At 55.3% G+C, this 15517-nt stretch carries 14 protein-coding genes and 1 riboswitch; of the genes, 2 read left to right on the top strand and 12 right to left on the bottom strand.

Translation table 11 applies throughout. The features are described from left to right. Positions 1-22: 22 nt before the first annotated feature. The 8 genes from ACFPQ4_RS15645 to yyaC form a co-directional block, all read right to left on the bottom strand. Positions 23-205, bottom strand: coding sequence for a hypothetical protein (locus ACFPQ4_RS15645; protein WP_378112804.1), 183 nt, complete (start codon positions 203-205; stop codon positions 23-25). A 161-nt stretch (positions 206-366) separates the two neighbouring features. Next, positions 367-2601 carry an O-antigen ligase family protein gene (locus ACFPQ4_RS15650; protein ID WP_378112805.1) on the bottom strand — a complete coding sequence of 745 codons (2235 nt, stop codon included), beginning with the start codon at positions 2599-2601 and terminating at the stop codon, positions 367-369. A 137-nt stretch (positions 2602-2738) separates the two neighbouring features. Further along, entirely contained in the window at positions 2739-3440 is a 702-nt protein-coding gene (locus tag ACFPQ4_RS15655) for a PilZ domain-containing protein (protein WP_378112806.1), read from the bottom strand. A gap of 109 nt (positions 3441-3549) precedes the next feature. Next, positions 3550-3637, bottom strand: a riboswitch (cyclic di-GMP riboswitch). A gap of 96 nt (positions 3638-3733) precedes the next feature. Then, positions 3734-5389 carry a histidine kinase N-terminal 7TM domain-containing diguanylate cyclase gene (locus ACFPQ4_RS15660; RefSeq protein ID WP_378112807.1) on the bottom strand — a complete coding sequence of 552 codons (1656 nt, stop codon included), beginning with the start codon at positions 5387-5389 and terminating at the stop codon, positions 3734-3736. Positions 5390-5549: 160 nt separating this feature from the next. Beyond that, positions 5550-6737, bottom strand: a complete 1188-nt coding sequence (locus ACFPQ4_RS15665; protein ID WP_378112808.1) for a class I SAM-dependent methyltransferase — start codon at positions 6735-6737, stop codon at positions 5550-5552. Continuing rightward, positions 6734-7396, bottom strand: a complete 663-nt coding sequence (locus ACFPQ4_RS15670) for a DUF6483 family protein (RefSeq protein ID WP_378112809.1) — start codon at positions 7394-7396, stop codon at positions 6734-6736. Before ACFPQ4_RS15670 ends, ACFPQ4_RS15665 begins: the two co-directional genes overlap by 4 nt. A gap of 2 nt (positions 7397-7398) precedes the next feature. Next, positions 7399-8160 (bottom strand): alpha/beta fold hydrolase, encoded by a 762-nt coding sequence (locus ACFPQ4_RS15675; RefSeq protein ID WP_378112810.1) that lies wholly within the window; start codon positions 8158-8160, stop codon positions 7399-7401. A 20-nt stretch (positions 8161-8180) separates the two neighbouring features. After that, on the bottom strand, positions 8181-8711 hold the full coding sequence (yyaC, locus tag ACFPQ4_RS15680; RefSeq protein ID WP_378112811.1) for a spore protease YyaC: 531 nt from the start codon (positions 8709-8711) through the stop codon (positions 8181-8183). A 159-nt stretch (positions 8712-8870) separates the two neighbouring features. Between yyaC and ACFPQ4_RS15685 the strand changes: the two genes are divergently transcribed. After that, complete coding sequence (locus ACFPQ4_RS15685; protein ID WP_378112812.1) at positions 8871-9092, top strand: DUF1128 domain-containing protein; 222 nt, start codon at positions 8871-8873, stop codon at positions 9090-9092. Positions 9093-9316: 224 nt separating this feature from the next. Here ACFPQ4_RS15685 and ACFPQ4_RS15690 read toward each other — a convergent pair whose 3' ends face one another. Genes ACFPQ4_RS15690 through ACFPQ4_RS15705 form a run of 4 tightly spaced genes read right to left on the bottom strand, consistent with a single transcriptional unit; the run spans position 9317 to position 14031 of the window. After that, entirely contained in the window at positions 9317-10249 is a 933-nt protein-coding gene (locus tag ACFPQ4_RS15690) for a hypothetical protein (RefSeq protein WP_378112813.1), read from the bottom strand. 42 nt (positions 10250-10291) lie between these two features. Continuing rightward, entirely contained in the window at positions 10292-11851 is a 1560-nt protein-coding gene (locus ACFPQ4_RS15695; protein ID WP_378112814.1) for a UDP-glucose--hexose-1-phosphate uridylyltransferase, read from the bottom strand. Between the two features lie 11 nt (positions 11852-11862). Further along, positions 11863-12852 carry a UDP-glucose 4-epimerase GalE gene (gene galE / locus ACFPQ4_RS15700; RefSeq protein ID WP_378112815.1) on the bottom strand — a complete coding sequence of 330 codons (990 nt, stop codon included), beginning with the start codon at positions 12850-12852 and terminating at the stop codon, positions 11863-11865. A 3-nt stretch (positions 12853-12855) separates the two neighbouring features. Further along, the gene (locus ACFPQ4_RS15705) at positions 12856-14031 is read right to left on the bottom strand and encodes a galactokinase (protein ID WP_378112816.1); all 1176 of its coding nucleotides are present in this window, start codon (positions 14029-14031) and stop codon (positions 12856-12858) included. A gap of 174 nt (positions 14032-14205) precedes the next feature. On the opposite strand from ACFPQ4_RS15705, the gene ACFPQ4_RS15710 reads away from it, so the two are divergent. Then, on the top strand, positions 14206-15099 hold the full coding sequence (locus ACFPQ4_RS15710) for an AraC family transcriptional regulator (RefSeq protein ID WP_378112817.1): 894 nt from the start codon (positions 14206-14208) through the stop codon (positions 15097-15099). Positions 15100-15517 lie beyond the last annotated feature (418 nt).

Raw genomic sequence — 15517 nt, forward strand, 5'->3', positions numbered from 1 at the left:
CTTCTTGCCGTTGTTTAGCCGATTAGCCGATGATCGCGAACGTTTCGACGCCGGCCGGAATCGTCCGCGTACGGAACAACACGCCCGCCGGGCTGAACAGGCGAAGCGTATACGAGATCGTCGTTAACGTTCCGATATTATTAAACCGGGCAACGCCGAAGCGGTCGAAATCCGCGGTCGAGACAAGCGTGCCGCCTCTGGACAAACGAGCGAAAAAGCCGGTCGGACGATTCGGGATTTGCCGGAATCGGGCATGGGCGGCTTTGGACGTTTGACGGCCATGGAATCACTCCTTGTCGCTATTTGCTTCAATGTATGTGATTCAGCGACAAGCCACTACGGACAATCTCCTATCCGCCCATCCATTTATTCGTCCAAAAGCTTAAGCGCCCTCTCCCGCCAGTCGCCGTCGTCGAGGCGGACGATTTCTCGGAGCAACACGTCGGCTTCATCGCGTCTGTTCAAAATCAGCAGGCATCTGGCGGCATGAAAATTCGCGGCGATCGTGAGCGCGAATTGCCGGTCGTTCGCCGGATGCTTCATTGCGGCGACTTGCCGGGCGAGCTCGCGATAGCGCGCGTAGAACGCCGCCCCGGCGGCCGCGGCTTCGTTGGCCGCGTTAGCGTCGCCGGCTTCCTGGCGGAATGCCGCCAGGTTCGCCATCGCCGCGAGCGCGGCGGTCTGCCCTTCGCGGCTGAAACGATCCAGCCGCACCGCCTCGCGCAAGCTATCGCTTGCTTGCGCGACGTCTCCCAGCTCGGCATAAGCTATGCCGAGCTGCAAGTGCAGCGGCGCGGACTGCGGCTCATACCGCAGTCCCGCCGCCAGCAGGCTCGCCCGCTCCCGCAACGGCAGGAGCGGCGCGAGCCCCAGGCGAATCCCGGCATAGGCCGGATTCGCTTCAAGCGCCGCGCGCAGATGCGCGGCGCGTGCTTCCGGCGATGCCGCGATCGCGGCATTGCCGTACGCGGTGGCGGCGGCGTCCGATCGCGACGCCGCCCACAGCCCTGCCGCCGCGCCTGCGGCCAGCAGCGCGGGCAAGCATGCGCAGCCTAGGCGCCGAGTCCAGACGCCGGGGCTGCGCATCTTCCTTGGCACCAACACACCGGCTGTACTCCACGTATGGCTCGCATCTATCGAATGGCCCACAGCTCCCGCATCTCTCGCATTCCCCCTGCCACCCGCATGAACTTGAAACCATGCGATCAACAATAACCAGACGAACGCATAGGACCAATCGAAATCGATCAGCGCATGGACAAGCAATAAAGCAGCCGGCGCGATCGCCGCCTTCTCTTTGCGCCATAACGTTCGCACACCAAACCCGAACATGACGAGCATTAACGCCAAGCCAACGATGCCAGTGTCCAGTATCAACGATAGATAGCCGCTATGGACTTCGTTTCCGACGTAAGGCTCGCTCTGATACAAGCCAAGCATTTCGCGCCAGCTATCCCCGCCAAAACCCAACCACGGCCGATCCAAAAACATCCCCCACGCGTCCTTATAGAACAACCAGCGAGACGCAGCCGTCTGGAAATGGCCGGACAGCCGTTCGCCTTCCGAGCTTATCCAAAGCCAGCATAAAGCAGCGGCTCCGATCAGCGATGTCGCCCATGGAAGCCATCTCGGCAATGGTCCTTTGGCAGCCTTTCCTTCACCGGCTGTAAGCCTTCCGCGTACGCGTGCGAACGCTGCTCCGCCTAATAAACCGCATACCGTTACCCCGACCATTCCTGCACAGGATGGATGTGCTCCCCCGCCTTCCGCCGACGGCATCCAGTGCCACGCGAGAAGCGCCAGCAGCGTGGAGCCCGCGGCGGTCATGCTTACGGCAAGCACCCATTTGACCCGGCTGCCAGCCTTCGCGCTCCCGAATGCTATCGCAAGTCCGAGCACCAACGCGGCATACGCGCCTCGCGACTCGGTTAGCAGTAAGGCCCCGCCATAAAAAACGGCAGTCCAAGCGGCAAGCCGGCTTTGCCAACGCTTACTGTCAACGGCGGTCCAAGCTTGCAGCTGCATGAGCAGGAACGTCGCCAATAGGGCGCCGTACGCGTTCGGATATTGAAAGAAGCCCGCGAGCCGCGTTCCCGTAGCCGAAAGCTCGGGATCGTTGAACCTGAGCACGATTTCGGGATGCGCGTACGCGCCGAACCAGCCTAACCAACCGCTGACAAGCACGAATACACCCGTCGCTTGAATAGCCGCCTTGCCCCATTGACGGTTGCTTTCCTTGCGCCAGATCGCCGCCAGCAGCATTGCCCAGCACGCATAAGCTAACCAGCGAAGCGCGGCGTCCGTCGATCCTTGAACGGAAACCGGATTAGCCAGCAGCGTTAAGGCATATAGCGCGGATAAACTAAGCGGGAAAATCATCCCCGGCATAACGTCCAACGTTCTTCCCCTGATCGGTACGAACAAGGCCCACAATAACCCGCCGATGAATAGCATTCGCGCGAGACCGTAAAGATCGCTATCGAAAAATAACCCTGACCGATAAGCCGCCCAGCCGAGCGTAATAACGACGAACCCGAATCCAAGGGGCGCGGCTAGCCGCTGCAGTCCCCGTATTCCGTCCTCCAAACGCGACTTTCTCACGCTATCCCTCCGAGTAACCTTGCTCTCTAGTCTTAAGAATAGACGTTATTCCTCTAGGTTAAGGTGCGCAATCAATTAAAAAAAGGCCCGCTAGGGGCCTTTCGTTCCTTATTATAGCGATGCCAATCGACCGTTCGTCACTTAATGAACCGTTTTTTCTGAGATTCCCGGCGAAGCTCCGCATGCTTTTCCACTTGATGCCGCAAGATCATCGCCCTGAGCGGACGCATCATATCCGGCTCTATAACGTGCATTTTCGCCCCGAGAAGCACTTTGTCTTCCTGTCTCTCGCGACGAATGATTTCTAGCTCGCAGCTGAAGCCGAAGCCGATTTCCACAATCGCCTTAAGCTTCATGTTGCGGTTAATTTGAGTTGCATCCGGTCCCGAGAATCCGATACCGGAAAGGCTGATGTCATGAACCGTGAGCTCTAGCGGTTGTTCCAACCGAATTTCCTCGCCCGTCTCCGCTACGGCGCTAAACACTTGCGCGTTGCCGTTAATCGAGATGCGCGGATGCTCGCGTCTTTCCTTGAATCGCTTTTGCAAATTCGGCGGTTGGAGCAGCGCGATCGCGCCTTCGTATTTTGCGAATACGATGGACTGGATGGACTGCAATCCTGCTGGAGAATAAACGGTAATCTTAACCGTCTCGCCCAATTCGAATTGTTCGAAATCGTGCAATTCGACTTCGAACAGCTCGCCTTCGACGTGAGTCATTACGCCCGTCGTGACGACGTTCGCGCTCTCTACGACGGTCCGGCAGTGTAACAGTACGTTTAAGGGCAGAAGATCTCTATCATCCGCTGCTACCGGTTTCGAATTTTCAGCTTGAGACATCCGCTAACCACCTCTCCGATTCCGCAGAATCTCGTTTCGATCTAAAAAAAAGGCGGCCTCCGTAAGGGAAGCTGCCTGATATACCTAATAATCCCCGCGTACGGGACTCATCGGCAGCCAGGCTGTCATCGTTCTCGCGAACATTAGACCCTGTAGCTTTGCGTCCTTGCCTTTCAGCAAGTTTGCCATTATCGTAGCCACTTCTATCGCTTATATCTTGGAAATGATTGTAACACAATTGCGAGACCTAAGTAACTATTATTTCTAAAAAAACGCTATTTTTCGCGCTGGTATTAATAGGCAGTTACTACGCGATTTCGACCTTCGTTTTTGGCTTTGTACAGTGCCGCGTCCACCCGACTGAACAGATCTCGTAAGTACTCTTTCGGGTCTTCGATACTGACTTCTTCGCTATATTCGGAGACGACGCCCATGCTGATCGTCACTTGTACCTGCTCATCTCCAGCCATAACTATGTTCGAGCTTACCGCATGCATGATCCGGTCGGCCAAAAGCTCCGCCTGTTCGCGATTCGTATGCGGCAAATAGACCGTGAACTCTTCGCCGCCATATCTAGCCAATATATCCGTCCTGCGAAGCTTCGAGCGTACAATATCGGCGATGCTTCGGAGCACTTCGTCACCGACCAAATGCCCATGGCGATCGTTGATTTGCTTGAAGAAATCGATATCGAACAAAAATACCGAGAACGGGATTTGATAACGAACGTTGAGCAGTACTTCGTGCTCCATCTGCTGCAATAAATACCTTCGGTTATAGCATCCCGTAAGAACGTCCGTAATCGCCATCTGCTCCAGCTTCGTATTGACCCGGAACAGCTCCTCTTGAATCGTGATCAGCTCCAAGTTCCGCTCGTGCAGCGCCTCGTTCTTGCGGTTCATCTCATCGACTAGCTTGCGTAGCTCCGAAACGTCGTGGAACGTAATCATGCGTCCGAGCAACGACTTGCGCTCGTCCAATATCGGCGAAATTTGAATCGACACGTGCCTGCCGGCAGCGTCCTGGATCGCATATTCCATTTGAATTCTTTCGTATGGATGATGGTTATAGCGATACAGAAATTCGTATACTTCGCCTTGCGTTTGCATCGGCGACAGAAACTTGTCCATCTCGAACACTTCGCCTTTGGATGTCTGGACGAACGGAGATACGCCCCGATTGATTTCGAGCACTTTGCAGTTGTCGTCGATTACGATAATGCCCGTCGTCATATGTTCGATTAAATCCCGCTGCGCCATGCTGAGAAGATCGAGCATGCCGAAACGGTAAATCGCGATGACGAAGCACAAATCCGACAGCAAAATACCGGATGCCGTCAACCCCGGCACGACGGGCAACCAACGATCTAGAAGCACATTGACGAGCACGTCGAGCAAGCCGAAGCCCGTGAGCACGAACATCCCGATCAGCGCCAAAGCCAGCTGCTTGCGCTGATAGACCGCGGTCACAGCCTTCATCGCCTGGAACATATTCATGAGCGCGGTAAAGAAATAGGCGAACTGCACGAGGACTAACAACCAGAACATCGGTCCGTACATTCGTTCCAGATAGCTGCCGCTCACCGGCGACATGAAAATATGGTCCGGATTCCACATGGAAACGATAATGCATAAGATCGAAGGGGAAATGTAGAGCAACAACTTGCTAGGCTTCAACTGAGAGCCTCTTCCTGTCAGGAAAAACACGAAAACCAACCAGCCGGGTCCGAGCATGCCCATCGCGACGAAGGACATATTGATAAAGAAAAGCTGATACTCGGGAATATCCGTCATTCTGACGGAAAATTGGCCGAGCGGCCACATCATCATAATAAAATGGAAGGCCAAATATACTTTGTGCGTCGACGTAATACGATTAAACGCGATAACGCCGACGAATAGGCAAAACAAAAACGCGAATAAAATAAAGTCGGGCCTAATAAACGCCAAGGCATTCACTCTTCCATCAACCGTAATGTGAATACAAGCCCAATTTTACCATATCGCGCTATATTGCGACAGCGTAGATTCCAGTTTTAGCCATTAATTTATGCGAATTTTATCGTTTTTTCGGGACTTTTCGCCTTGTTGTATGGATCAATAGCCTTATTTATTTCAATAACTCTTCCATGAAAGGGGTTATTCCCAATAATTCTTTAAATGCTCTATATTCTTGAATCGATTCCGCGGAATCCGTTTTACGACCTTTGACCGCTCGGATGAGGATGTTTTTAGGCGTATGCTCCATGTCGATGAATTCAAGCAACTGGGTACGATACCCGGCGACTTCCAAGAGGTTCGCGCGGACGGCATCGGTAACGAGCGCGGCGAACCGCTCTTTGAGAATGCCGTGCTTCAAGAGCGGCTTCAGCAGCGGCTGAGACAACTGGCGGAACAACTCATGCTGGCAACAAGGCACGGATAAAATTACGCTCGCGTTCCAGCCGATCGCTTTAAGCAGCGCGGCATCGGTTGCAGTGTCGCAAGCATGAAGCGTCACGACCATGTCTACGCTGTCCAACCCTTCGTACTTCGAAATATCGCCCACGGAGAACGCAAGCTTGTCCCATTGAAGACGTTCGGCTAGTTTGGCGCAATCCGCGATTACGTCTTCTTTCAGGTCCAGACCTATGATGCGAACGGGCAACTGCTCCTTGATCGCCAAGAGGTAGTACAGCGCGAACGTTAAATACGACTTGCCGCAGCCGAAATCGACGATCGTTAGCTCCTTGCCCTTAGGCAATTCCGGGATTACGTCGGACACCATTTCGAGAAACCGGTTGATCTGCCGAAACTTATCGTACTTGGCTTTAACGACTTTGCCGTCCTGCGTCATGACGCCCAGGGCAATCAGGAACGCGACCGGTTCGCCATCCGGAATGACGTAAGATTTGCTGCGGTTATGCGCGAGGGGCCCTTCCGTCGCCTTTGCCGTTGGTTTGTTAGCGAGAAGGGACAATGCCCCCTTCTTGTTCGCGAGCACTTGAACGTCGGCATCCGGCGTCTTGATCAACGCTTGCTTATACTGCGACATAGCGGCTTGGAGTTGCTCCTTAAGGCGCTCCGCGGGGACGTTATCGTGATACGCCTTGTTGTTCAACTGACTTTCGAATTGATAAAACAAGCCGTTCTTCAGCTTGATCGGGCGAACCGTCAGCTTGCGGGATCGTTCGAGGCTTTTGTCGCGCGGACCGCTGAACGAAGCCTGCAACAGCTTGCCTTCGGAAACAAGCTCGTCCAGGAAGTCTTCCCATTCCGCCGAACGAGTACGGCTTGCGCTCGTCTTTATGTCATTCATCCGATATTCTCCTTCACCAGCGCCTGCCATTGCCTGCGCCCTTCCTCTAATTCGTTCCGCGGCATGCCCCCGGCAATTAAGCCATCGTCCGGAATGGCGGATAACCGCGCATAAAATTCTTCGCCTTCTCGGGCAGTGACGCCCGTTTCCTCGAATAACTCGTACAACAAATCCTCCGCGTCCGCGAAGCTGGCGTTCGATTCGTGCCATGACCAGATGGCACGCTTCGTCTCGACGTCGAGCCGATAAGGAGACAGAGCCTCCAGCAACTCCTCCGCTCGGGCTCCGAGATTCCAGCCTTCGATCTCTACGTTTTCCCGCAGCAAGTACAAATTCAATCTAAGCGCCTTCGCATAACGCGGAATCGCTTGATCGGCTTGGCCGAGATCGGCCAGCAAAATCGCTTCCTCTTGCAGACAAGCGGCGATTACCGCAACCGATTCCGCGTTCGGAACGCCGCCGACGGTCAGCATTTGCAGCAATTGTTCGTCCGTTAACCCCATAGCCAACCGAGATCGAAGTCGCAGCTCCTTGCTAAGGAACTCATCGATCATCTCGAGCGCTTCTTGCTGCTTCATATGCTCCCTTAAGCCCATCGATCGGCCGAGTACCGACGCAGCCTGCGAAATCAATCGCATCAAATAATCTCTTTCCAGCATCTTCAGTTCCCCGTCCCTTGAACGAAAGATACGATCGCTTCGGCGAATGCTTTCGGATGCTCCATCATGCCCATGTGGCCCACGTTCGATAGCGTAACCGGCGTTATGGTGGCGCCGGACGCCGGGAATCTTCTATCCGCGGGAATGACTTCATCTTCCTCGCCGGCAAGAAGGAGTACCGGCACCTCCGTTGTCTCGAGCACGGTCGTGCGGTCCGGTCTGTCCCGCATGCCTAACGCGCAACCGATCGCCCCTTGCGGCGAAGTTCCGTAGCCGATTTCGAGCGCCTTCTTGACGCTCGCGTTCTGCTCGCTTCGATGCTCCGGCGCGAACAGCTTCGGAATGAGCCCGTTCACGAACGGCTCGATGCCGTCTTTGCCTATGGCGTCAGCCGCTTTGTCCCGGTTTGCTTTGGCCTCTTCCGTGTCCGGATACGAAGTCGAATGGACTAATCCGAAGCCGATGAGCCTCTGCGCGTACCGTTCGGCGAACGCCAACGTCGCATAACCGCCCAAGGAGTGACCGAACAGGAACGTTTTCGCTACGCCAAGGCTATCCAATAATTGCACCGTATCCTCCGCTAGCATTTCCATGGCGTAAGCGCCATCGGATGCGGCCGAATCGCCATGTCCTCGCAAATCCGGCGTAATGACGCGATAACGCTGTGCGAGGATCGGCACGACTTCGTCCCAATAACGATGGCTTCCGCAAAATCCATGCAGCAATACGAGCGGCACGCCGCTCCCGGTTTCTTTGACGAACATGATCGCGCACATCCTTTGTTTTATAAATGCGTTTTGATTGTCGTTATGGCATCCGCGATTTCCTTAGCCATCCCGATTACCCGATTCAAGGACGTCGTCTGCAACGTCCAGTACGGCTTCGGACTTGTCGCGTTTACGATTGCCGCGATGCTGTAGGCTCCGATCGGCGGAAACCCTCTGCCTACGGATTGCGCCGGTACGAGCGGCCCGCTTGAGACAAGATACGCGCCGACGCTCTCGGGACGACCCAGGCAAGCGTCTATCGCGATATGGATCAGACCTTCCGCCGCTTCGATCGCGAATCTCTCGGCTAGCAGCGGCAACCGGTCCGCGTCGCATGGCTCGCGCAGCGTTCCGATGACGTTGTTAATGCCCCGTTCCTCCAGCATCGTGCCTACGATCGGTCCCAAGCTGTCTCCGGTGGAACGGTCCGTGCCTATGCACACGAAAGCGAGCCCGGTCAACGAATGATTGCGGCCGATCCGCCCCATGAAATCCGCGACGCCGGCAGCGTCGACCCGCCCTGCCGCATGCGTCATCCGATCGGTCATAACACTCTCTTCCTTCATCCTTGCAAGATAAATACAGGTTACCATTCCCGCTGGCGGATTGCTACCGCGCGGCAAGCGGTTCATCCTCTTCATGGCGGGCCCGCGTCACTCTATGATACAATGTCAGCATCCCTATTTACCGGAGAGGAAGTTACGAAGATGGACCTTAACGTACCTAGTCAACAAAACGTAGAATATATGATCGAAGCGATCAAAACGAAGCTCCGCATGGCGACAGGCGCGGCGATGCAAGCATCCAGCTTTGCCGTCGAGAAATACGAAGACCTTAAAGATATTTACGATATGGTTAACTCCAAAGACCGCTTCAGCATTAGCGAAGTGGAAGCGCTCGTCTCCGAGCTCGGCAAGCTGCGGGGCTAAATCGCGCAGGACAAATGCATTAAAGTCATGTGTGCTTAATTCGATGATAGACACACCGCGTGTGCTTATTTCGCCGATAGACGTACCACAATCGCATTTAGAGCCACCGCGTGTGCTTATTTCGCCGATAGACGTACCACAATCGCATTTAGAGCCACCGCGTGCGCTTAATTCGCAAAAAACCTCCGACCGTAACGGTCGGAGGTTTCTTTTTTTTGCATCGGTTATTTGGCTACGTAAGGCTGAAGCTTCGCGACCGCTTGTTGCTCGGTGCCTTGCTTCAAGTCCAAGCCCTTCACGACCTGCCACGTCTCCACGTGCGTCGCGGTCGCGCCGGATTCTACCTCTTGCAGTTCGCCGAGCGTCTCGAGCTCTAGCATGAGACTGTTCGTGTACAGCTCGAACGATACGCCGAAGTCCGGATACGTTCCACCCACGACAGGGTTATAACGTTTAATGAACGTATCGCCGTGGTTGCTGTACGCCGCCCATCCGGCTTCGTTATCGCTGCCGAATTTATAAGGTGTCGGTCCTTCGCCTTGGTTAACGACGAGCTCCGATTCCGTGAATACAATCCGCGGATCGTTCAAGCGGGCATACGGCCACAGGATAAACCGGCGATTCGGCAGCAAGCCCGTATTCGTGCCGCTCATCGGCACGACGGCTCTGCCGCCCGCTCCCATAACGGACAGCGCCCACGGCGCGAAAGTGATTGGCCAAGCGCCTTTGTTCGTTACCCGGTGCGTTACCGTAAGTCCGCCTCCCGAACCGTCCAATTGGATTTCGATTTCTTTGGCGATTTGATTCCAACGCTCTTCCGAAGGACGCAGCACGATTCCACTGTCTCCGGCTTGGGCCCACTCGACCGGTTCATTGTCCGGATACGTCGTGCGCGGTATGCGCTCCGGGCTCGTCCATAGGCGGTGACCGCCGTAAATATGCCATTTGCCGCCTCCGACGGAATCGAAAGCATCGCCTTCGTTCGTCAATGCGTCCGCCTTGTCTTCCAAGAACAAGTTGGATCCGCCTTGAGAAGACAGGTGAATAATGCGCGGCCCGAAGTCCAACGTTGCCAGCAATTCCACGCTATCGTTCGACAGCGATACGCACCGGCCCCATTGTTCGTGCTGAATAACTTTAATCGTTGCTACCGACATTTGTCCAAGCGCTCCCCTACGACAAGATTCCAACCTATTGTATCAAATTATACCGGACGCCGTTAAGAAGCGTTTGAAAGACTCGCGTCCCGCCGCATCCGTCTTGTATACGCCTGCGTCCTTCAGCACCGCGGCGAATTTATCGCCGACGGCTTCTTGAAGCACGCGCTGCGCGTTATCGGCGGTATGCGAAGTTCCGTGCTTGGCGACGAGCTCGCCGATCCAACGGGCATGCAAGCGAAGCGGATGATCCGAGCCTTCAAGCGACGAAGCATCATACGTTGCCGCTCCCGTAAGCAACTCGGCAATTTGCGCGAGCTCGCCCTGCAGGCGTCCCGGAAGGACGGCTAATCCCATAACCTCGATCAGACCGATATTTTCGCGCTTAATGTGATGAAGTTCCCGATGCGGGTGGAAAATACCGTCCGGATGCGCGTCGCTCGTACGGTTGTTGCGCAGCACCAAGTCCAGTTCGTAGGTGCCGTCGTCCTTGCAACGCGCGATCGGGGTAATCGTGTTGTGCGGAACGCGATCGCCGCCGGCTTCGCTGAACGCGAAGATGTCCGCTTGCGGATCGCTGTAGCTTCTCCACTTCGCCAGGATGTCCGTTGCCATGCGCATTAGCGCTTTCCGATCGGTCGAACGGAGCCGCAGCACCGACATCGGCCACTCTACGATTCCGATCCGCACTTCCGGTTCCGAAGCGCATGCTCTCCACTCGGTGACGTTCGCCGTCTCCATCGGAAACACGTGGCGCCCGCCCTGGAAATGATCATGGTTCAAAATCGATCCGCCTACGATCGGCAAATCCGCATTGGATCCGACGAAGTAATGCGGGAACTGTTCGACGAAATCAAGCAAGCGCTCGAAAGTCGTAGGCGAAATAACCATCGGCTCATGCTCGCCCTTGAAAACGATACAATGTTCGTTGTAGTACACGTAAGGCGAATACTGGAAAAACCAAGGTTCGCCTTGCAACGTCATCGGCAGAACGCGCAAGTTTTGACGCGCGGGATGATCGATCCGGCCGGCATAGCCTACGTTGTCCTTGCATAGCAAGCATTTAGGGTAATGGGCTTGAGGCATCGTTTTGAGCAGCGCGATTTCCTTCGGGTCTTTTTCCGGCTTCGAAAGATTGATCGTAATTTCAATATTGCCGAAAGGAGTTTCGTGTTTCCAATAGCCGTTCTTGCGGATTCGGTCCATCCGAATGTAATTAACGTCGATGTTCATTCGGTAAAACCAGTCGGTCGCGCCGGCGATCCCGCGCTCGGCGGCGAGATTACGGAAAAGACGGTTCGTCTCCGAAGGTCGCGGCATAAGCAGTCCCATAATACGCGCGTCGAACAAATCGCGGTAAGCCAGCAAGTTATCTTGAAGCAGCCCTTTGGCGGCCGCCTCGTCTAATAAAGGCTCAAGCAGCGGAACCGGGCTATCCGGTAGCGCTTCTATTTCGACGGTATAGCGGGCTTCGGGCTCCGCAAGTCCGAACAAATCGAGCAGCGCGTTGCGCGCGGATTCCGTGTCCATAGCATCTATGAGTCCATGCTTCAGCGCAAAGGAGACTAGTCTCTCGATGTGCATTCCGGTCGTAAGCGACATTTCGTTCCTCCTTAGCGGCCGCCGTAGCCTTTCGGATTCCGGCTGTGCCATTGCCACGCGCTAGCGATTATGTCCTCCAAGCGATCGTGCTTTGGCGTCCAGCCAAGCTCAAGTCTCGCCCGATCCGATGAGGCGACGAGCGTCGCCGGATCGCCCGCGCGACGCGGTTCGATCTTCGCGGGAATGGCATGCCCCGTCACTTGGCGCGAAACCTCGATCACTTGCTTAACGGAATAACCTTGCCCGTTGCCAAGGTTGTAAATGTTACTCTCTCCGCCCTGCCGCAGCCGGTCGAGCGCTAGCAGATGCGCGTCCGCCAAGTCGCTGACATGAATGTAATCGCGAATGCACGAACCGTCTTCCGTCGGATAATCGTCGCCGAATACCGAAATATGAGGGCGTTGACCGAGCGCGACTTGCAGCACGAGCGGCACGAGATGGGACTCGGGACTATGGTCTTCGCCGATTTGTCCGCCTTCATGGGCGCCGGCCGCATTGAAGTAGCGCAGCGATACGAACTTAATGCCGTGGGCGACGTCGAACCAACGAATCATTCGCTCCATCGCGAGCTTCGTCTCCCCATACGTGTTCGTCGGCAGCGTCCGGTCGAATTCGCCGATCGGCACGCGTTCCGGTTCGCCGTAGGTTGCCGCCGTGGAAGAGAAGACGATCGATTTTACGCCGGCTTTATTCATCTGCTCGAGCAGGCACAACGTGCCGTAAACGTTATTGTGATAATATTTGGCCGGGTCCTGCATGCTCTCGCCGACGAGCGAGTTCGCCGCAAAATGGATGACGCCGTCGATGTCGTTCTCCGCGAACACTTTCGCCATGAATTCCGCGTCGCGTAAATCGCCGACGTACAGCTTGCCGCCGAGCACCGCTTCCTTGTGTCCTTGCTGCAGGTTATCGACTACGACGACCTGCTCACCCTTTTCCAACAAAGCCGCAACCGCGTGCGACCCGATATAACCCGCGCCACCCGTTACAAGTACCGCCATGGCTTACGCCTCCCCCGTTATTTCGCGTACTCCGTCGCCGATGTCGCATACGTAGAAGTCGGCTTTTAATCCCGTTTCGGACTCATACTCCGAGCCCACTTCCGAGATGAACCGCTCGACCGCATCCTGATGTACGAGCGACACGGTGCAACCGCCGAAGCCTGCGCCCGTCATCCGCGATCCGAGCACGCCCGGAACTTTGCGAGCCGCTGCTACCATCGCATCCAATTCGTTGCCGGTTACTTCGTAAAGGTCGCGGAGCGAATCGTGGGATGCATTCATAAGGACGCCGAATGCCGCCAAATCGTCTTTGCTTAATACGACCATCGATTGCTGGACGCGATCGATTTCCTCGATGACGTGGCGCGCGCGGCGACGAACCGTATCGTTCTTGATTAAATGGTCGTTCACGTTGAATTGAGACGGCGTCAATTGACCGAGCAACGTAAGCTCCGGGAACACCGTTTGCAGATCGCTCACCGCTTGATCGCATTCGGAACGGCGCTCGTTGTACTTGGAGTCGACTAAACCACGGCGCTTGTTCGTATTACCGATAACGATCTTGTATTCGCCGGAGCGGAAAGGCACGAGCGTATATTTCAACGTATCGCAGTCTAGTAAAATCGCATGATCTTTGCGGCCGTTAGCAACTGCGAACTGGTCCATGATGCCGCATTTGACGCCTACGAATTCATTCTCCGCATGCTGCGACCAGCGAGCGATTTGCACCGTATCCGTCGGTTGGCCTTCCAGCGTTAACAAAGCGAATGCCGTTACGACCTCGACCGATGCGGAAGAGGACAACCCGGAGCCGTTCGGAATTTCGCCGTGATACAGGAAGTTATACCCCTGGCTCAGGCCGATTCCTTGCTGCGCCAGCTCCCATACGATGCCTTTGGGATAATTCGTCCAGTCGTCCTCTTCGAACGACACGTCGGCGGATACGACCTTCGATTGCGGAAAATTCGTCGAAGCAAAGCCGAGCTTGTCGTCATCCCGAGGGGCGATGAGCAAGGTCGTGCCGAACGTGAGCGCCGCTGGGAACACCGCGCCGCCGTTGTAATCCGTGTGTTCGCCGATCAGATTCACGCGACCCGGCGCTTGAAATACGGAAATGCCGGAGCCGTCTCCGCCGAATTGCTGGATGAATCGCTGCTTAAGAGAAGATATTTGAACCATTGAAATAATCTCTCCTTGGACGTCTAGTTTTGCTATCAGTATAGCGGAATCGCAACGTCTTACCAATGGCTTGATATGCTTTATACATGGAGAAATGTGACTTTTGGCGAGGCAGGATTGCGGTAATCGTGCTACAATCAAAAGCATATCGTATGCGGAACCAAGGAGTGAACGATGCCGATGACTACCACGGCGGCTTATACGTATCGCGTAGTATCCAATCCCGTTAACATGCAGGCGACCGGACTAACGGTGCTGTTCGCGGGAGAGAGCCAAACGAAGCCTAACCATCGCATAGGACCGAAGGTCGTCGACTACTACTTATTGCATCACGTGCTTTCGGGCAAAGGGCGATTTCATAGCGGGGAATACGAGGGGGAGCTAACGGCGGGCTCTAGCTTTCTTATTCATCCTCGGCAGCTGTTCGAGTATGTTTCGGATGAAGCCGAGCCGTGGAGGTATCGCTGGATCGGATTCACGGGAGCGAACGCCGATGAATTGGTCGTCGCTGCCGGCTTCGGACCGTCGCAGCCCGTCATCGATACCGGGGAGAACCGCGCGCCACGAGACCGTTGCCGCGCGATATTCGAATGTTTTCGTACGCGCGGCGGTTCCGCTTCGTTGGAAGCAACCGGGCACCTGCATTTGCTGTGCGCGGATTTGCTCGGCGCCACCGCAGGCAACGCCGTCCAGCAGCCCATTCGGCCGGACTCGCATAACGACGAGCTCGTCCAGCTCGTCATCGGTTACTTGTCCACTCAATACGCCGAGCCGATCACGATCGAAGCGATGGCGGAGACGCTCGGCTACAACCGCGCCTACCTCTCGCGCTTGTTCAAGAAAATTTCCGGACTATCTCCGATCACTTTCTTGACTAAGCTGCGCATCGATCACGGGAAGCGCCTGCTCCGGGAGCGCCCGGAGCTGACCGTCGAGCAAATCGCTTCTTCCGTCGGCATTCAGGATGCGCTGTATTTCTCCAAGCAGTTCCGCCGATGGTTCGGGCTGTCTCCGACGGAATACCGGGCCGAAGTGGGGCACGGGATACAAACCGAGAGTGAGGGGTGAACCCGGGGTTCGCGCAATAAAGGCATATTTGCCTCTATTCGCATAGTAGCCACGGAATCTCACGCAATAGGGGCATATTTGCCTCTATTTGTATCGAGGTCACAGAATTTCACGAGATAGGGGCATGTGTGCCTCTATTTGCATCGAATTCACGGAATCTCGCGAGCTAGAGGCATTATTGCCTCTATTTGTATCGAAGTCACAGAGTTACACGAAATAGGGGCATTATTGCCTCAATATGCGCTGCAACTTAAGTTACGGCGATTTAACATCACACGGTGTCTCTAAATGTGTCGGACTTCAGAGTTACGGTGTTTTAAGATCACACGGTGTCTCTAAATGCGTCGGACTTCAGGGTTGCGGCGATTTAACATCACACGGTGTCTCTAATCGCTTCAGAGCGCCGGATTTCCGCGTC

It is taken from the genome of Cohnella yongneupensis (assembly GCF_042655785.1).
Taxonomy (GTDB): domain Bacteria; phylum Bacillota; class Bacilli; order Paenibacillales; family Paenibacillaceae; genus Cohnella; species Cohnella yongneupensis.